The sequence below is a fragment of the Saccharopolyspora antibiotica genome (genome assembly GCF_047200635.1).
In the GTDB taxonomy this organism is placed as follows: domain Bacteria; phylum Actinomycetota; class Actinomycetes; order Mycobacteriales; family Pseudonocardiaceae; genus Saccharopolyspora_C.
In genome coordinates this window covers 78,821-97,373 of sequence record NZ_JBJZOI010000001.1, presented here as the reverse complement: position 1 = coordinate 97,373, position 18,553 = coordinate 78,821, and the positions used below count along the sequence as shown (strand labels likewise).

At 74.1% G+C, this 18,553-nt stretch carries 9 protein-coding genes and 1 riboswitch; of the genes, 2 read left to right on the top strand and 7 right to left on the bottom strand.

Annotated features, from left to right (window positions below):
- Positions 1-31: 31 nt before the first annotated feature.
- From ACL03H_RS00410 to ACL03H_RS00385, 6 genes are all read right to left on the bottom strand, one after another.
- Positions 32-973 (bottom strand): 1-phosphofructokinase family hexose kinase, encoded by a 942-nt coding sequence (locus tag ACL03H_RS00410; RefSeq protein WP_412808981.1) that lies wholly within the window; start codon positions 971-973, stop codon positions 32-34.
- A 238-nt stretch (positions 974-1,211) separates the two neighbouring features.
- The gene (locus tag ACL03H_RS00405) at positions 1,212-1,898 is read right to left on the bottom strand and encodes a PAS domain-containing protein (RefSeq protein WP_412808980.1); all 687 of its coding nucleotides are present in this window, start codon (positions 1,896-1,898) and stop codon (positions 1,212-1,214) included.
- A 421-nt stretch (positions 1,899-2,319) separates the two neighbouring features.
- Positions 2,320-5,163 carry an AAA family ATPase gene (locus tag ACL03H_RS00400; RefSeq protein WP_412808979.1) on the bottom strand — a complete coding sequence of 948 codons (2,844 nt, stop codon included), beginning with the start codon at positions 5,161-5,163 and terminating at the stop codon, positions 2,320-2,322.
- A gap of 10 nt (positions 5,164-5,173) precedes the next feature.
- Entirely contained in the window at positions 5,174-7,747 is a 2,574-nt protein-coding gene (locus tag ACL03H_RS00395; protein WP_412808978.1) for an AAA family ATPase, read from the bottom strand.
- Between the two features lie 402 nt (positions 7,748-8,149).
- Entirely contained in the window at positions 8,150-10,942 is a 2,793-nt protein-coding gene (locus ACL03H_RS00390; RefSeq protein WP_412808977.1) for an ATP-binding protein, read from the bottom strand.
- Between the two features lie 69 nt (positions 10,943-11,011).
- Positions 11,012-11,773, bottom strand: a complete 762-nt coding sequence (locus ACL03H_RS00385) for a DeoR/GlpR family DNA-binding transcription regulator (protein ID WP_412808976.1) — start codon at positions 11,771-11,773, stop codon at positions 11,012-11,014.
- 303 nt (positions 11,774-12,076) lie between these two features.
- Between ACL03H_RS00385 and ACL03H_RS00380 the strand changes: the two genes are divergently transcribed.
- The gene (locus tag ACL03H_RS00380) at positions 12,077-13,462 is read left to right on the top strand and encodes a helix-turn-helix domain-containing protein (protein WP_412808975.1); all 1,386 of its coding nucleotides are present in this window, start codon (positions 12,077-12,079) and stop codon (positions 13,460-13,462) included.
- A gap of 47 nt (positions 13,463-13,509) precedes the next feature.
- Here the strand turns inward: ACL03H_RS00380 and ACL03H_RS00375 are convergent, their stop codons facing one another.
- Positions 13,510-15,222 (bottom strand): bifunctional metallophosphatase/5'-nucleotidase, encoded by a 1,713-nt coding sequence (locus ACL03H_RS00375; protein WP_412808974.1) that lies wholly within the window; start codon positions 15,220-15,222, stop codon positions 13,510-13,512.
- A 146-nt stretch (positions 15,223-15,368) separates the two neighbouring features.
- A riboswitch (cobalamin riboswitch) is annotated at positions 15,369-15,598 on the top strand.
- 121 nt (positions 15,599-15,719) lie between these two features.
- Between ACL03H_RS00375 and ACL03H_RS00370 the strand changes: the two genes are divergently transcribed.
- A complete protein-coding gene (locus tag ACL03H_RS00370; RefSeq protein WP_412808973.1) occupies positions 15,720-18,536 on the top strand; it encodes a ribonucleoside-diphosphate reductase subunit alpha in 2,817 nt (938 codons plus the stop codon).
- Positions 18,537-18,553 lie beyond the last annotated feature (17 nt).

The following is an 18,553-nucleotide window of genomic DNA, read 5'->3' as shown; positions in this document are numbered from 1 at the left end:
TGTCCTCTGCCTCGCCGACCGCCCTCCCCGCTCAGGGGTCCCGCTGCAGACGCCGGTCCCAGGGCATCCGGGAGTCGACGCGCACCAGGTCCGGGCGCAGGTCGTGCGGTTGCGGCATGGCGCTACCCGGCAGAGAGGCCGCTGCCGCACCCCAGGCCACCGCAGTGACCAGCGCGGGCAGTCCTCCGCAGCCTTCGGAAAGATATCCGGCGAGTAAAGCGTCACCCGCGCCGACGGCGTTCTGCGCGGTCACGGGGGCCTCGGCGTAGCCGTCGCCATCGTGGCCGCGCAGCAGGGCCCCGTCGGCTCCGAGGCTGGCCAGGACGGTGCCGGCACCGAGCTCCCGGAGCTCGTCGGAGGCCGCCGCGGCGTCGCCGATCGTTGTAATCGAGTGACCTACGATCTCCTCCAGCTCTCGCAGGTTGGGCTTGACCAGTTCCGGCCCGGCCCGCACGGCCTCCCGCAGCGCCGGCCCGCTGGTGTCGACCGCGACCGGCACCCCGAAGGCGCGCAGCGCGCGGACCAGGCCCGCGTAGTAGGTGCTGTCCACTCCGGGCGGGAGGCTTCCCGCGATCACCACCCACCCGGCGCCGTCCGCCAACCGCAGCACCGCGTCGGCCAGGGCCCGGGCGTCCCTGGCGTCGAGCAGCGCACCGGGCTCGTTGAACTTCGTGACGGTGGCGTCCGGTTCGACCACGCTCATGTTGATCCGGACCGGTCCGACGGCGGGCACCCGCACCACGTCGACGCTGATCCCGGCGAGCAGGGCGACGAGCTGCTCGCCCTCGATGCCGCCCGCGGCCACGACCGCGCGCACGGCGACTCCGTGCAGCGCCAGGGCGCGCGCGACGTTGATGCCCTTGCCACCGGGGTCGACCCGGATGGAGGAGGCCCGGTTCAGCCCGCCCCGGACGAGCTTGCGCACCTGCACGGTGCGGTCGAGGCTGGGGTTCGCCGTGACGGTGACGATCACGCGCACAGCCCTCCCCGGATCGATGAGCACCGGCGCGGCCCGCTCCGCTGCGCGCGGACCCGGCCGACACCGGATGAAAATTGATCTTCCACCGAACCCGCACCGCGAGCAACCGATGCACGGCGAAACCCGGGTTTTCCCGAAGGATCTCCTGCCGATCGCCACCGGAGCCCCCGATCGAGCGCCGACCGCGAGCGCGGCTACCGCCGCCGGATCGGCCCGCCGAAGCAGCCCGGGATCACTTCACGTACTCGGGCAGCACCCGGGGCGGCCACTGGCCGACGCCGAGGATCCCCATCGAGTACCCCTTGGACACCAGGGCCGGGCGGTTGGTGACCTTGAGCTTCCGCAGCAGGGTCGTCACGTGGTACTCGACGCCGCCCCGGCTGAGGTAGAGCTTCGCGGCCAGCTGCACCGTGGACTCGCCCGCGGCGACCCCCTCCAGGATCCGGGCGTCCACCTCGCTGAGCAGCTTCTCCTTGCCGCCCACCATCGCGGACCGCTGCGCCTCGTCGGGCTGGAGCACGACCATGACGCCCTCGACGCGCCCGGACCTGCCCGGAACCGCGATCCCCGTCAGCTCGCCGCCGAACAGCGCGTCCTTGGCGCCGATCGCGACCGCGTGCTCGACGAACCGCGGGTTCCGGCCCTCGGTGAGCCTGCTGAACTGGTACTGGAACTTCCCCCGCACGCTGGGGTGCAGGAAGTCGTAGAAGCTGCGCCCGCGCACGTCGGCGGCGCCGCGGCCGAACTGCTTGAAGAAGTACTTGTTGGCCTCCAGCACCCGCATTCTCGAATCCAGGTTCGCCATGCACATGCCGGACTGCTCGAACAGGGACCGGAAGACGTCGCGGTAATCCTCCTCGGGTTCTTCGGGCGCCCCGGCCGGCGTGACTCGCGCTCGCATCGTGCCGCTGGATGTCATCAGAAATCGACCATTCCTCTCTGGCTGGCGAGAAACGCAGATCAATCATTCATTCGGTGGCATTACCAGAATTCGACGACAACACAAGACTATGGATGGAAAACCAATCAAGTCAACAGCCCGCCAACGGCGTCCTTAAGGCTGCGGTCAAGTCGCGCGCTGGTTCGGTTCGGTGCGGCCCGGTTCGGTACGGTGTCGATCTACCAGGGATTTTCCCGCAGCAGCACCGAACCGTACCGCATCCGAGGGGCCGGTTCGGGTACGGCCGACGGCCGCGAAGGCCACCACAGGGACGGACACGAACCAACATCACCTCAATCGCGTTCGGCATTTCGGCCGCCCGCGCCCGCCCCGGGTGACGCCGTTCGCGCGCTCCTGCCTTCCGGTGCGCACCGCCGCTCGCCCGAACGGCAGCGCCGCATCAGTCGGCCCAGGGCCCGAGGTCGAGCGAATTCGCGAGATCGGCCCGGCCCTCGATGCCCAGTTTCCGGTAAGCCGCGGTGAGGTGCTTCTCGACCGCCCGCTTGCTCACCCGCAACTCGTTCGCGATCTCCTGATTGGTGCGGCCGAGCGCCGCCAGCCCCGCGACCGATTCCTCGCCCGGGGTGAGCGGGGCGGCCTGATCCGCCGCGAGCGCGCCGCGCCGCACCCGCACCGATCCGTGCCCCTCGACCTGCCACGGCATCCCGGTGCGGGCCGCCAGCTGCGCGCCCTCCGCCAGGAGCAGCTGCGACTCCGCCGGTGAGCGCTCGCGCAGCGCCTCGCCGAGCGCGGTCACGGCGTGCGCGAGCTCCGGGCGGTCCGACGCGGGGCGCAGCACCCGCACCGCCTCCCGCAGCAGCTCCACCGCCCGGCCGCCGCCGGTCACCACCGCCCGCACCCGCAGCGCGCGGCCCAACGGGACCGGCGCCCCCCAGTCGAGGGCGCGGGAGTGCTCCTCCTCGGCCAGTTCCCCGGCGGCGCGCACGTCCCCGAACCGGTGCCGCAGCAGCGCGGTGGCCGGACGCCACGAGCACGTCGCCGGGCCGTACCAACCGGCCTGCTCCAGTCGCCGGCCGCAGTCGAGCAGCAACGACAGCGCCGCCTCCGGGTCCCCGTCCTCCATCGCCAGCGAGCTCTGCACCAACCGCCGCAGCGACACCGCTTGCGGGTCGTCCGGGGAGTGCGGCAACCGCAGCACCCGCTCGGCCAGCTCCCGGTCCCGCAGCCTGCGCGCCACGGCGCCGAGCTCGAGCACCGGCGGCGCCATCGCCTCCGGGGAGTCCGCGTCCACCAGGTCCAGCGCGGCGTTCGCGCTGCGCTGCGCCTGCGAGGTCTGGCCCGAGTGCAGCAGCACCAGGCTGCGCTGCGCGGCCACCAGCGCCTCCGTCCCGGTGGACCGCTGCCGCCGGGCGTGGTCGGCGGCCAGCGACAGCCAGGAATCCAGGCCCTCCGGATCTCCGGCGGCCAGCAGCACCGAGGGCAGGTAGCGCAGCACCGAGTGGGTCTCGGTACCGGTGTTCGCCGGCTCCTGCGCGAGCAGCTCCCGCGCCATCGCCGCCACCTCCGCCGCGCGGGGCCGGCCGGTGAGCACCATCGTCCCGAGCAGCACGGCCCGCAGCTCGCGCTCGGCCGCCCCGGACGGGCGGTGCCGCGCGTCGAGGTCGGCCATCCGGTCCACCACGCCGAGGTTGGCGACCGGGTCGGCCAGTTCGAGGTAGCGGGTCCGCGCCTCCAGCCGCAGCGCCAGGTCGCGGTCCGGGCCGTCCAGCCGCTCCGCCGGGCCCAGGCCCGCCGCGACCGCGCGCACCAGCTCGGCGACCTGCGGCACCGCGCCCACCACCGTCAGCGGGAGCCTGCCCAGCACCCCGGCCCGGTCCCGGTCCTCGCGCAGCTGCGGGACGGCCTGGGTGATGTGGCGAACCGCCGCGGGCAGGTCGAAGGCCAGCTCGACGGCGCCGAGCTCCGCCAGCAACCGCGCCCGGCCCATGCCGCCCGAGTCCAGGTCCAGCAGGGCCCGCCGCAGGTAGCGGGCCGCGTCCTCCGGGGAGCGCGGCAGCACCGCGTACGCCGCCTCGCGCAGCCGCTGCACACCCCAGCTCGACAGCGCGGAGTTCACCAGCAGCAGCTGATCTCCCACCGGTTCCGGCGGATAGCCGTGCCCGTGCAGCAGCGCGGCGGCCCGCAGGTGCAGCCGGGTGTTGTCGGTCTCGGCCATCGTCTCGTCCACGGCGGCGATCACGTCGTCGACCAGCAGTTCCGCGGCCGGTCCGGCGCGCTCGGCGGGCGCGGCCACCTCGATCCGGTCCGGGCGCACCCGGAACCACGGCTCCAGCGCCCGCAGCGCCTGCTCGTACTGGCCTGGGGTCAGCCCGCACAACCGCTGCACCAGCGTCGGGTCGGCGTGCTCGCCGAGGACCACCACCGCGCGGGCCACGTCGGCGGCGAGGTCGGTGCTCGACAGCGCCCGCACCAGCCGCCGCCTGCGGTCGCCCTCGGCGAAGGCGCGCAGCTGCGGCAGCGAGCCGGTCGCGGCCCGCAGCCCGTGCGCGGCGGCCTGGTCGAGCAGGCTCAGCAGGTCTCGCGGGTGACCTCCGGTGAGCTCGTGGCAGACCGCGGCGAAGCCGTCCGCCTCCGCTCCCGGCCCGGCCACGAGGCGCTCGGCGACCAGGGCCTCGGTGGCCGCCACCGAGAGCGGACCGGGCCGCACCCGGTGATCGGCGGCCGAGGTGATCTCGCGGATCAGCGCGGTGCGCTCCCGTCCGCTGTCGGGGTCGAGCACCACGGCGATGAGCACCCGCATCCCGCGCAACCGCGCGATGAGGTAGGCCAGGCAGCGCAGCGAGGCGTCGTCGGACCAGTGCAGGTCGTCCACCGCTAGCATCACCGCGCGCCGCGCGCTGCTGCTGAGCAGCAGCGCGTGCAGGGCGTGCAGCACCCCGACCGGGACGGTGGCCGGGTCGGCGGCGGGTTCCTCGTCGGCGGGGGGCAGCGCTCCGGTCGCTGCCGCGCGCACCGGCCCGTCCCCCGAATCCCGCGCCACCTCGGACAGGTCGTGCAGCAGCCGCCGCGCCAGCCCGAAGCGGAACGACCGCTCGCTGGCGGCCCCGCTGGCGCCGAGCACGTGCGCGCCGTCGGCGGCGGCGAGCTCGCGAAGCTGGTTCAGCAGCGTGGTGCGACCGCTGCCGGGCGACCCGCTGATGAGCACCAGGGAGCCGGTCCCGCGGCGGATCGCGCGCACGGCGGAGTGCAGCACCGCGAGCTCCGCCTCGCGTTCGACGAGCATCGGTCCGGCCTCACCCGCCGAGGTCGGCGGGCAGTTGCGACCGCCCCTCGATGCCGAGCTTGCGGTAGCACTTGGTCAGGCGCAGCTCCACCGTCCGCACCGTCACCCCGAGCTCCGCCGCGATGTCCTTGTTGGACAGTCCGCGGGCGGCCAGGTTCGCGGCGCGGCGCTCCGGCACCGAGAGCGCGGCGGGCAGCGCCGCCCCCACGGCGGGCACGCCCGCGGCTCCCGGCCCGCCGGGGCCGGTCCCGGCGACCGACAGGGCGGTCAGCGCGGTCCGGTGCAGCGGCTCCAGCAGCCCCGGCATTCCCCACCGCTCGGCCAGTTCCAGCTCCTCGCCGACCAGCCGGGTCGCGGCGCGCGAGTCGCCGAGGCGTCCCTGCGCGATCGCCGCCGACATCCGCCACGGCAGCACCGCCGGGTTCAGCCACCCCTTCGCACGCAGGATCCGGCCGCACTCCTGGAAGTATCCGAGCGCGGTCTCCGGATCCCCGGTGGCCAGCGCCAGCTCGCCGCGGGCATGCAGCAGGTAGCCGAAGGCCATTCCGCGCTCGGCCCCCAGCGGCAGCTCGGCGGCCGCGACCTCCGCCGCCTCGGCGAGGTGCTCGCGGCGCAGCAGCGCGGTGATCCGGGCGGCGCGGTGGTGCGGCAGCATCGCCGGGTGCCAGCAGTGCAGCGGCAGTTCCCGTTCCGCCGCCGCGAGATCCGCGCTCGCGGCGGGGCAGCGCCCGTCCCGGCTGGCGAGCACGGCGCGCTGCACCAGGGCGAAGGCGGCCGCGGCCCGCGCCCCGCGCCGGTTGGCGTCGGAGATCACGGCGGTGAGCCCGGCGGCGGCCTCGGCGAGGTCGTCGCGGCACGCCAGCGCTCGGCAGGCCGCGATCCGGGGCCCCAGCGGCGCTTCGGCCTCGCGGCCGGACAGCGCCTCCCGCGCGAACGCGCGCACCAGGTCCGGGCGGCGGCCGAGCCGCGCGTAGCGCCAGGCCAGCACCCCGGCCCGCGCGGAATCCGAGGGGCCGTCCGGCAGCGCGGGCAGCGGGGTGGCGAGCGGATCGGGTTCCGGACCGCACTCCTCGTCGGCGAGCCGTCCCAGCGCGTCCAGCGCGGGTACCCCGGCCCGGTGGCAGACCACGGCGAGCTCGCGCCGCGCGGCCTCCGCGTCACCGCGCCCGACCAGCAGGTCCGCCGCGCGCACCAGCAGCGCGCTGTTCCCGGTGCCCGCCGCGTCGGCGAGGACCTGGCGCAACCGGCCATCGCTGGCGACGGGGGCGTGCACGACCTCGATCGCGGCGAGCCGCACCAGCAGCCGCTGCCGGCAGGTGGTGGGCACGGGCTCGCGCAGCGCGCGCCGCAGCAGCTCGGCGGCCCGCTCGTCGCGGCCTTCCCTGCGGTGCTGCTCGGCCGCGTCGACGAGGGTTTCCACGACCCAGCGCTTGCGCATCTGCGGTGCGCTGAGCAGGAGTTCGGCCACGACGGCGGGCTCGACGGCGGCGCGCTGGGCGATCTCGGCTGCCCGCGCGTGCAGGTCCTCGCGCTCGGCCGGCTCCATCTCGGCGAACACCCCGGTGGCCACCGCGGGACTGGACACGCGCGGCACCCGCCCGCCATCGGCGGACTCGCACAGCAGCCCGAGGTGGCGCAGCGCGGACCGGGCCTCGACCGCGGCGCTGCCGTGCAGCCCCGCCAGCGCGCAGGCGAGCTCGAAGTCGAACTCCCCGCCGCAGAAGGCGATCGCGCGCAGCAGCGCGACCTGGTCGGCGGGCAGCCCGCGCAGGGTTCGCCCGACCGCGACGGCCACGGCGTCAGAAGCGTGCACCCGCAGCCGGGGGACGTGCCGGGCCTCGAAGCCCAGCCCGGCGCACCGGAACTCCTCGATCACCTCGTGCAGCACCGCCGGATTGCCCGCGGTGGCGGAAACGGCGGCCGCGACGAACGCCGGGTCCGGATCGCCGTGCTGGGACAGCAACCGCGCGACGTCCGGCGTCTCCAGCGGTTCCAGCCGGACCCGGCGCGCGGAGACCGGCACGGATTCGTCCCAGCGGGCGCCGCCGGGGCTCTCGGGCGCCGTGGCGCGCACGGTCCGGATCATGAGGATCGGCACCCGGTCCACGTGCCGCAGCAGCGCGTGGCACCACGCCAGCGACCAGGGGTCGATCCACTGGTGGTCGTCGACCGCGAACAGCAGCGGGCGTTCCCGCGCCAGGTCGATGAAATGCCTGCGCAGGTGGGGAATCGGCGCGTTGGTGGTGGCGCCCTCGGCCCAGGCGGAGCTGATCCGGGCGAGCTGCTCGGGCGGGCACAGCAGCGCGATCAGCTGGGCGGTGGTGCTGTAGGGGACGTCGGTCTCGAGCGGGGAGCTCTGCGCCGCGGCGGTGTTGATCCCGGCGGCGCGGGCGCGGTCCAGCACCTCTTCCAGCAGTGCGCTGCGGCCGCTGCCGGGTCCCCCGCTGATGGTCACCAGCCCGGAGCGCCCGCGGGCGAGGTCGGCGACGAGGTTCCCGAGCACGTGCAACTGCTGGTCCCGGCCCACCAAGCGGTTCTCGGCGGTGCCCGGCCGCGATTCGGGAACGTCGTGGACCGCGCTCATCAGCACGCTCCCACCGGTTCGCGGATGGTCCCGGGCCCGGAGTCGAACGTCATCCGGACAGGAGTCGGACGAACATGAAAGAAATTCGGAGATAACTCGGGACGTCCGACCGGACGACGCCGGACACCCTGCGTGATCAGCGCGCGCGAACGAACTTCAACCAGGATTCCTGATACGCAGCACCGCAGATCTCCATTCGCGACGACCGGCGGGAGATCGACCATACCAACCTCCCGTAGCTCGAAAAGATGAAGCCAGGGCCGAATCGCCACTCACCGTATCACCCAAACGTGTTATATCCCGCATTTCTCGCGCACAAAGCAAAATCATTCCCACACGAGCCGGGACGGAACGTCAGCACACCGGCCGAACGGGAACGAGAACGGGGAACGAGCCGGGCGATCAGCCCTCCGGATCGGCCTCGAAGGCGCCGGGCAGCTGCGCCCGGCCCCGCACGCCGAGCTTGCGGTAGGCGCTCGTGAGGTGCAGCTCCACGGTCCGCACCGTCAGGAACAGCGACTCCGCGATCTGCCGGTTCGTCGCCCCGGCCGCCGCCCGGGTCGCCACCCGCCGCTCGCTGCCGCTCAGCGCGCGCACCGGTGAATCCGTGCCGTGCCGCAACCGGCCGCCCGCCTCCAGCAGCGCCGCCGAGGCCAGCGACACCTGCGCGTGATCGCGGTGCAGCACCGAGAGGTCCAGCGCCGAGCGGAGCTGCTCGCGCGCCCCCTCCGGCTCCCCCTCGCGCAGCAGGGTTCGCCCCAGCAAGTACTTCGCCCTGGCGTGCTCCAGCTTCGCCGGGGACCCGGCCAGCACCCGCACCGCCTCGGTCAGCAGCGGGACGGCGGCCTTCCCGGTGGTCACCGCGCCGCGCGCCGCCAGCGCCATCCCCTGCGCGCGCCGGGTCCCCCACCGCCCGGCCAGCGCGGAGCCGTGCTCGGCGGCTTGCATCCCCTCATCGATCCGACCGAGATCACCCAGGATCCGCGCCGCGTCGAACCACCAGGGGGCGAACACCGGGTTCGCGATCCCCGCGGAGCGCAGGCTCCGGGCGCACTGGAACAGGTGCTCCAGCGCCCCTTCCCCGTCCCCCATCCCCTCCCGCGCGCGGGCGCGGGCCATCAGGAACTGGTGGTACTCCACGGCGAAGTCCTCGAAGCGGCGGCGGGCGATCCCGGCCAGCAACCGGTCCGCCCGCTGCGGCTCGCCCTGGCTGATCAGCGAGGTGGCGAGCGCGATCTGCGGCATCGTCATGGCTTCCGCCCAGGACTCCTGCACCAGCACGTCGTGACACGTCTGCGCGTCCGCCAGCGCCTCGGTGAGCTCACCCGTCCAGTGGTGGACCACCGCGCGGGTGCTGGTGGCCACGCAGTACGTCCACGCCTGCCCGGTGCGCTGGGTGTGCGCCACGAGCGCGCCCAGCGCCTCCAGCGCGGCCTCGTTGTCGTCGGCCAGGTACAGCGGCAGCGCCGCGCCGAGCAGCGCCCAGCCGCCGTGGTCCAGGTCGTTGATCCGCAGGACGTGGCGGGCCTGCCCGGCGACCTCCGCCGCGGGCCGGTTCAGCAGGGTGCCCAGCGCGGCGAGCATGCTCAGCAGCTGGCGCTCCTCCGCGGTGTCGCCCGGCGGCGGGACCACGTCGCGGAACCGCTCCCCGACCCGGACCAGGGTGGACTTCTCGTCCATGCCCGAGATGAGCAGCACCGACTCGGCCAGGGTGCGCAGGGTCCGGTCGGAATCCGGGGGTTCCGGCTCCAGCACCGAATCCAGCTCGTCCAGCGCCGCCGAGACGACCTCGTAGGCCCGCACCGAGTTCTGCGCGGTCAGCGAGGTGAGGGCGTACTGCACCGCGATCGGGATCCGCGCGCGCGGATCGGAGGTCAACTCCAGCGCCCGCTCCAGGTACCGCAACCCCACCGCCGCGTCGGTCACCCGCGCCGCGTGGGTCAGCACCGCGACGTCGGAACCGTGCACCTCCAGCACCCGCTCCAGGCAGCGCGCCGCCACGCCGGGCGCACCGCGCTGCTCGGCGCGGGCGGCGGCGTCGCGCAGCACTCCCGCCATCCACGGCCGCGGGACCCCGGGCAGCTGGAGCAGCAGGCCCGCGATCTCCTCAGCGGGGCGGCCGGAATCGTTGAGCAGCATCGCCGCCCGCTCGCGCAACCGGCCCAGCTCTGCGGGCGGGGTGCGGTCCAGCACGGCCTGGCGGACGAAACCGTGCACGAACTCCGCGCCGTCGCCCACGACGAGGTCGTTGTCCCGCAGCTCGCGCAGCGCGGTGGCCGTCAGCCGCTGATGGGTCCCGGCCAGCGCGGCGACGAGCTCCACCCGCTCCCCCGGCAGCACCGCCACGGCGCGGGCCACCGCGACGGCGCGCGGCGAGAGCCGGTCCAGCAGCGAGCGCAGCACCACGGTGCGGCCCAGCTGGTCCAGCCGGTCCACGCCCCCGTCCGCGTCGCCCGGGTGCTCGCGCAGCATCCGCAGCACCCGGCTCAGCAGGAACGGATTGCCACCGGTGACCTCCGCGCAGCGCGCGACGAACTCCGCACCGGGTGGCTCGGGCAGTTGGGCAGCCAGCAGCTCGGCCACCCCGTCCGGCCCCAGCGCGGGCAGCTCGGCGCGGCGGCACAGCGGCATCCCGGCGATCTCGGCCAGCGCCTCCACCGGCGCGGCGCCGTCGGTGCGCTGGGCCAGCAGCACCAGCAGCGGCAGGTTCTCCGCGCGGCGCAGCAGGAACGCCAGGAACCGCAGGGAGTTCTCGTCGCACCACTGGACGTCGTCCACGGCCAGGACCAGCAAGCCGTCGGCGGCCAGGTCGGCGGCCAGCCAGTACAGCCCGTGCAGCACGGCGTAGGTCCCGCTGGCGGTGCCACCCGCGGTCCTCTCCGCGACCAGCGCGGGCAGCGCCAGCCGGGAGCTGCCGACGAGGTCGGTGTCCAGCGACGGCTCGAACAGGCTCCGGACGATGCCGTAGGCGGCGGAGCCCGACTCCGGGCAACGGGCGGTGCGCACCCGCGCGGCGCGGCCGCTCAGCCGGGCCAGCGCGGTCCGCAGCAGCTCGGTCTTGCCGATCCCGGCGGGCCCCCGCAGCAGCACGGCCCGCCCGGAGCCGGACCCGGCGGCCCGGGCGGCGTCGTCGATGCGCGCCAGCTCCTCGTCGCGCCCCACGAACACCCCGCCCGCGTCCCGGTCGACCACCATGCGGGGCTCCTTCCCGTGCCGCCCCCGGGCGGCCGCTGCGCTCGGTGCCGCGCGCGGCGGGGAAGCGGCTCAGACCATCTCCACCCGCGGCCCGGCACGCCTGATCTCCTCGGCGACCTGCTCGTCGAGGCCGTCGTCGGTGATCAGCGTGTCCACCTCGGCGAGATCGCCGAACCGCGCAAAATGATCATTCCCGACCTTCGTGTGATCGGCAAGCACGATGGTCCGCCGCGCGGCCGAGACCGCCGCCCGCTTCACCATCGCCTCGGCCGAGTCCGGCGTGGTCAGCCCGCGTTCCAGCGAGAGCCCGTTGGTCGCCATGAAAGCCACGTCCACGTAGATGTCGCCGAGCGCGTGCAGCGCCCAGCCGTCCACCGCCGCCAGCGTCCGCCCGCGGAGCCTCCCGCCCACCAGCATCAGCGTGATGTTGCCGCGCCCGGAGAGGGTGAGGGCGGTCGTCGGCGAGTGCGTGACCACCGTCAGCTCGCGGTCCACCGGCAGGATGTTCGCCATCCGCGCGACCGTGGTGCCCGCGTCGAGCAGGATCGCGCCCTCGTCCGGGACGAGCTCCAGCGCGGCCTTGGCGATGCGGTTCTTCTCGGCGGTCATCACGGAGTCCCGCGCCGGCACGTTGGGCTCGAAACCCAGGCGCTCCACCGGAATCGCACCGCCGTGCACCCGGCGCAGCACGCCGCGCCGCTCCAGCACGGTCAGGTCGCGGCGGACTGTCTCGGTGGTCATGTCGAAGCGGGACGCGAGCGCCGCGACGTCGACCCGCCCTTCCTTCCGGGCCAATTCCAAGATCGCCCAGTGGCGTTCCTCGGCATACATCTCGGCATCGCTCCCGCCGTTGATCCCCCTGCGGCGGAGGTTACCTGCGGCGCGCGCGGGCGCACAACGTGCGGATGTGGGTTCGTGTGGTTCTGCGTGGCCTCGCCTCAGCGGTCCGAGCACCCGTGCGCGCGGGGCGCCGACGGCGGAACCGCGCCGCTCGCCCCGGCGCCGGTTCCGACGCGGGCGCCCGCACCCCGCCCCGGCAGCCGGTTCGCGGCCCGGCGGTCGGGTTGCCGCTCCGATCCGGTGATATTTTCACTCTCCGCACACGGTTGATCACTTTCAGCATACGCTGGCGCGGTGTCCACCGAGGAGGTTCCGCCGGAGATCTGGCGGCGCGCGGAGATCCGGGACGCGCTGGCGGTGCGCGACATCGGCGCGGTCTACCGGGCGCTGCGGGAGCACGGAATCCCGCAGAGCCGCATCGCCCAGCTGACCGGGCAGGCGCAGAGCGAGGTCAGCGACGTGCTCAACGGCCGCGCGGTCCGCAGCTACGAGCTGCTGTCCCGGATCGCGGACGGGCTGGGGATACCGCGCGGCTGGATGGGCATGGCCGCCGACGAGCACCCCCGCGACGACGAGACCGCGGACGCGGCCGACGAGCCCGACGAGCAGCAGAAGCGCCGCTCCTTCCTGTCCTACGCGGGGGACGTGGTGTTCGGCGACGGCGCGCGGTCCGGTGGCCCGGCGTGGCGGTGCGGAGCGGAACCCCGCCACCGCAACCTGCTCGACGAGCTCGCCCTGCCGGACCGCGCGCCCCGGCGCATCGGCTCCTCCGACATCCGCGCGCTCGACGAGCTCATCGTCGCGCTGCGCCGGATCGATCACCGCTACGGCGGAGTCGGGCAGTACGGCACGATCTCGGCCACGACCCGGCGCGCGGAGCGGATGCTGCGGGGCCTCATGTGCGAGCAGGTGCGCGGGGAGCTCCTGGCCGCCCTGTGCCGGTTGCACGCGACGGCGGGCTGGACGGCCGTGGAGAACGGGCTGCTGTCCACCGGGCAGGAGCACTTCGGCCGAGCGCTGGACTACGGCCGGGACGGCTCGGATCCGCTGGCGATCGCGCGGACGCTGTACGCGGCCGGTCGCGCGGAGCTGCACTTCGGCCACCCGAACTCGGCGCTGAAGCTGTTCCAGCTGGGCACGATCCGGGCGGAGGGCTCGGCGCTGGTCGGCGCGGTGCTGCAGCTGAACTCGGCGTGGGCCGCCGCGCACTGCGAGCGCCGGGATTCGGTGCGCAGGCTGCTGGAGCAGGGCCGCGCCCTGCACGCGACGGCGGATCGCGGCGCCGACTACGAGCCGTTCCGCTGGTTCGGCGAGGCCGACCTGCTCGGCATGACCGGCACGGTGCAGCTGGTGCTGGGCGAGCACGAGGCGGCCGCGACGCACCTGGCGCGGGCGGTGGCCGCGCGCGGGCCGGGCGAGGTCCGCTCCGCGGTGTTCGAGCTGGCGAGCCTGGGCGAGGCGAAGCTCGCGCTGGGCGACCACGGCGCGGGCTTCCGGCACGGCCGCCGGGCGCTGCTGCTGGCGGCCGGGGTGCGCAGCGCCCGGCTGCGCGGGCGGCTCGCCGGGTTGCGGGGGCGCTGCGCCGACCTGCTCGGCACCGGCCACCCCTGGCGCGACTGCGCCGCGGAACTCGCCACCGGCATCGACGGGGTCATGGCCCCCCGCGCCCTCGCCCGCTGAGCACCCGATCCGCCCGGTCCCGCCGGGGCCGGGCGGATCGGCGTCGATCAGCCCTGGACCTCGATGCGGTCGGCGGACGGCGGGACGACTCCGGGGTGCGCCGCGAAGTAGTCGAGCAGCGCGTCGAGGTCCAGCTTCCCGCCGGTGACGTCGGTGCCCTCCAGGAACCCGGTGAACCCGTCCCCGCCCCCGGCGAGGAAGTTGTTCACCGCCACCCGGTACGGCGCGTCCGGGACCACCGGCTCGCCGTGCAGCGTCAGCCCCGAGACCTTGGAGCCGATCGGCGCGGACTCGGACCAGGCGTAGTGCAGCCCGGCCGAGACCTGCAGGATCGTGGCGCCCTCCGGGGTCCACTGCTGTTCGAGCACGCCCTTGAGCTGGGCACCGGTGAGGGTGATCGTCTGCATGGTGTTGCCGAAGGGCTGCACCGCGAACGCCTCGCCGTAGGTGACCACGCCGTCGCCCTCCCCGGCCGGGGAGGAGGCGTGCGGCAGATCGGCGCGCACGCCGCCCGGGTTGGTGAGCGCCACCTGCGCGCCCGCGTCCGCGGTGGACTCCAGCTGGGCGTCGGCGATCACGCTGCCCATCGAGGACTCCCCGGACGGCGCGGGCTCCCGCAGCAGGTCGCCCGCGGTGGTGCCCACGGCGCGGTTCGCGATCGGCGCCGCCTTCTCGCGGGCCTCCTCGACGAGCGCGGCCGCTTCCGGGTCCGGAGCGATGTCGCGGGTGACGACCTCGTTGCGGGCGCGGCTGCCCTGCCGCACGACCTCGCCGCTGGCGCGGTCGACGCGCAGGTCCAGCACGGACAGCAGCCGCCCGTAGGACGCGCCCTGCAGGACGGGCCGAGGCGCGCCGGCGGGGTCGGGGACGGTGCAGGTGTACTGCTGGTGGCTGTGCGCGGTGAACAGCGCGTCGACCTTCGGCGTGACCGCCGCGGCGATGCGGTGCGCCGGGCCCCCGGGCGCGACGTCGCAGGAGTTCGGGCCCCCGCTCTCGGCCTCGTCGCCCTGGTGCAGCAGCACGACCTGGGCCTTGACGCCGATCCGGTCGAGGGCGTCGGCGGTGCGGTCGATGGCCTCGACCTCGTCGCCGAACTCCAGGCCGCGCACCGCTCCGGGGCTCACGGAGCTGGGCAGGTCGTGCAGCGTCGCGCCGATGACGCCGATCGGGACGCCGCCGGAGAGCTGCACGGTGAACGGCAGCAGCGCGGGGGCGCCGCCTTCGAAGGTCACGTTGGAGCCGAGGTACGGGAAGTCCGCGCCCGCGAAGGAATCGCGGAACTCGCAGCCGTCCTGCGGGTGGCAGCCACCGGTCGCCATCCGCCACAGCTCCTGGTAGCCCTCGTCGAACTCGTGGTTGCCGGCGACGTGCGCGCGGACGTCCTGGGAGTTGAGGAAGTCGATCGTGGGCTCGTCGTGGAACAGCGCGGAGTTCACCGGCGACGCGCCGACGCTGTCCCCCGCGGAGAACACCAGCGAGTTGGGCACCTCCGCGCGCAGCCGCTCCAGGTGCGCGGCGAGGTAGGCCGCGCCGCCCGCCTCGACGGTGCCGCCGTCGTCGAGCTCGATCTCGCCGGAGGAACCGGTCGGCGGTTCCAGGTTGCCGTGCAGGTCGTTGAACGTGATCAGTCGCACGTCGGCGGTGGCGGGTTCGGGCGGGGCCTGGGGTGCGGCGCCGGCGGTCGCCGCAGTGGCGGTGGCGGCGGTGGCCAGTGCGGTGGCGACGGCGGTGAGGCCGCGTCGCACGCGGGAGGCGCGCATGGCTCGGGATTCCTTCCGGGTGGCGATCTCGCGTCGCAGTCTGCCGAACCGGGCCGCCAGCCACCAGCGCTTCCCGATCACACCTCCGCGCGGCGTCCGCCGCGCCGACGATGATGGGGTTCCGATCAACCTCGAACCCAAGATGTAGTGTGGCGCCCGCTGATGGTTCGCCGGTCCGCCCGGCGTGACAACAGGGAACCCGGTGCGAGTCCGGGACTGCCCCGCAGCGGTGAACGGGAACGACCGCCGTCACCACCCCGCCGAGGGTGGTGCAGCACTGGACGTCCGGCGTCCGGGAAGCGACGGCCAGTAGGCCCGGTGCCGAGCGCACCGGTCGCCCGTGAGTCCGAAGACCTGCCATCGGTGCGCGCACGAGGGGTGCGCGCCGTCCGGGACCTCGCGGGAGGGTCGTGGGACGAGCGGTGCCGCGCGCACCGCGGTCCTGGCGCGTTCCGAGGAGTTCCGGGCAGCTGTCCGAGCTTGCGAGGAGAGAGCCAGTGACCGAGTCCACGACCCGGGCGTCCACAGCCACCGCGGTACCGGCAGGAGTGCGGGTGCTGCGGCGCGACGGCACCGTTTCCGGTTGGGACGAAACGAAGATCTCCGTGGCGCTGACCAAGGCGTTCCTGGCTGCCGAGGGGGAGTCGGCCGCCTCGTCGTCGAGGCTGCACCAGGTCGTCGCGGAGCTGACGGCGCAGGCCGCGGAGGGAGTGCTGCGGCACGCGGGCGCCGAGGGCCTCGTGCACATCGAGCAGATCCAGGACATGGTGGAGCTCGCGCTGATGCGCGGCGGGCACCACGGCGTCGCCCGCGCCTACGTGCTCTACCGGGAGGAGCACGCGCAGGCCCGCGAAGCCGGGGACGAGCGCCCCGCCGACGACCCGCCCCGCCTGGAGATGACCGGGCCGGACGGTGCCCGCGTCCCGCTGGACTGGGAGCGCGTGTCCACCGTCGTCGAGCAGGCCTGCTCCGGCCTGGAGGACGTGCGCGCCGACGCGGTGCTGCGGGAGGTGCGGCGCAACGTCTACGACGGCATCAGCGCCGCCGAGCTGGCCGAATCGCTGACGATGGCCGCGCGCACCTTCGTCGAGCACGAGCCGAACTACTCGCTGGTGACCTCGCGGCTGCTGCTGGACAAGCTGCGCCGGGAGGCGCTGAGCTTCGTCGCGGGCGAGCCGGCCGAGGCGGACCAGGTGCAGATGCGGGACCGCTACGCCGGTTACTTCGCCGACTACGTGCGCCGCGGCATCGAGCTGGAGCAGCTGGACCCGGAGCTGGGCGGCTTCGACCTCGAGCGGCTGGGCGCGGAGCTGGACGCCGACCGCGACACCGCCTTCGGCTTCCTCGGGCTGCAAACCCTCTACGACCGGTACCTGCTGCACGAGGACGGCATCCGGTTCGAGCTGCCGCAGGCGTTCTTCATGCGGGTCGCGATGGGCGTGGCCCTGCGCGAGGACGACCGCGAGGCGCGGGCGATCGAGTTCTACGACCTGATCTCCTCCTTCGACTTCATGTGCTCGACCCCGACGCTGTTCAACGCGGGCACCACCCGGCCGCAGCTGTCGTCCTGCTTCCTCACCACCGTCGAGGACGACCTGCACGGGATCTTCCACGGCATCAGCAACAACGCGCTGCTGTCGAAGTACGCGGGCGGGCTCGGCAACGACTGGACGCCGGTCCGCGGCACCGGCGCGCACATCAAGGGGACCAACGGGTCCTCGCAGGGCGTGGTGCCGTTCCTCAAGATCGCGAACGACACGGCGGTCGCGGTGAACCAGGGCGGCAAGCGCAAGGGCGCGGTGTGCGCGTACCTGGAGACCTGGCACGTGGACATCGAGGAGTTCCTCGACCTGCGCAAGAACACCGGCGACGACCGGCGGCGCACCCACGACATGAACACCGCGAACTGGGTGCCGGACGAGTTCCTGCGCCGCGTCGAGGCCGACGAGACGTGGACGCTGTTCTCCCCGGACGAGGTCCCGGACCTGCACGACCTCTACGGGACGGCGTTCGCCGAGCGCTACCGCGAGCACGAGGCGGCCGCCGAGCGCGGGGAGCTCAAGGTGTTCCGCCAGGTCCGCGCGGTGGACCTGTGGCGCCGGATGCTCACCATGCTGTTCGAGACCGGGCACCCGTGGATCACCTTCAAGGACCCGTGCAACCTGCGCTCCCCGCAGCAGCACGCGGGCGTGGTGCACTCCTCGAACCTGTGCACCGAGATCACGCTGAACACCGGCGGGGACGAGGTCGCGGTCTGCAACCTCGGCTCGATCAACCTCGCCCGGCACGTCACCGCCGAGGGCCTGGACGCCGAGCGGCTGCGCCGCACCACCCGCACCGCGGTGCGAATGCTGGACAACGTCATCGACGTGAACTTCTACACGATCCCCGAGGCGCGGACCTCCAACCTGCGGCACCGGCCGGTCGGGCTGGGGCTGATGGGCTTCTCGGACGCGCTGTTCGCGCAGCGGATCCCGATGTCCTCGCAGGCCGCGGTCGAGTTCGCGGACCTGAGCATGGAGCACATCAGCTTCCACGCGATCGCGGCGTCCGCGGAGCTGGCGGCCGAGCGCGGCCGCTACGAGTCCTTCGAGGGTTCGCTGTGGAGCCGGGGCGTGCTCCCGGTCGACTCGCTGGAGCTGCTGGCGCAGGCCCGCGAGACCGGCGTCGACGTGGACCGCTCGTCCACGCTGGACTGGGACGGGCTGCGCGAGCGGGTGCGCACCGACGGGATGCGCAACTCGAACGTGCTGGCCATCGCCCCGACCGCGACGATCTCCAACATCTGCGGCGTCGGCCAGTCCATCGAGCCGCTGTACCGGAACCTCTACGTGAAGTCGAACATGTCCGGCGACTTCACCGTGCTCAACGCCGACCTGGTCCGCGACCTCAAGGCCGCCGGGGTGTGGGACGAGGCGATGGTGCAGGACCTGAAGTACTTCGACGGCGACCTCGGCCCGATCGACCGGGTGCCCGCCGAGCTGAAGTCCCTGTACGCCACCGCGTTCGAGATCGAGCCGCGCTGGCTGGTGGAGGCCGCCTCCCGCCGCCAGAAGTGGATCGACCAGGCGCAGTCGCTGAACCTCTACATGGCCGCGCCCAGCGGCCGCAAGCTCGACGAGCTCTACCGGCTGGCCTGGCGCAAGGGCCTCAAGACCACCTACTACCTGCGGTCCAGCAGCGCCACGCACGTGGAGAAGTCCACCCTGCGCGGCACCGACGGCAAGCTCAACGCGGTCTCCCCCGCCGCCGCTCCGGCTCCTGCTCCGCAGGCGTGCGCGATCGACGACCCCGACTGCGAAGCCTGCCAGTGACCCGCCCGACCCCCCTG

What these genes read in the sequence shown, in the direction of transcription:
- ACL03H_RS00405 (WP_412808980.1), bottom strand. Translation starts at nt 1,898, where the DNA reads ATGACATCCAGCGGCACGATGCGAGCGCGAGTCACGCCGGCCGGGGCG.
- ACL03H_RS00400 (WP_412808979.1), bottom strand. Translation starts at nt 5,163, where the DNA reads ATGCTCGTCGAACGCGAGGCGGAGCTCGCGGTGCTGCACTCCGCCGTG.
- ACL03H_RS00395 (WP_412808978.1), bottom strand. Translation starts at nt 7,747, where the DNA reads ATGAGCGCGGTCCACGACGTTCCCGAATCGCGGCCGGGCACCGCCGAG.
- ACL03H_RS00390 (WP_412808977.1), bottom strand. Translation starts at nt 10,942, where the DNA reads ATGGTGGTCGACCGGGACGCGGGCGGGGTGTTCGTGGGGCGCGACGAG.
- ACL03H_RS00385 (WP_412808976.1), bottom strand. Translation starts at nt 11,773, where the DNA reads ATGTATGCCGAGGAACGCCACTGGGCGATCTTGGAATTGGCCCGGAAG.
- ACL03H_RS00375 (WP_412808974.1), bottom strand. Translation starts at nt 15,222, where the DNA reads ATGCGCGCCTCCCGCGTGCGACGCGGCCTCACCGCCGTCGCCACCGCA.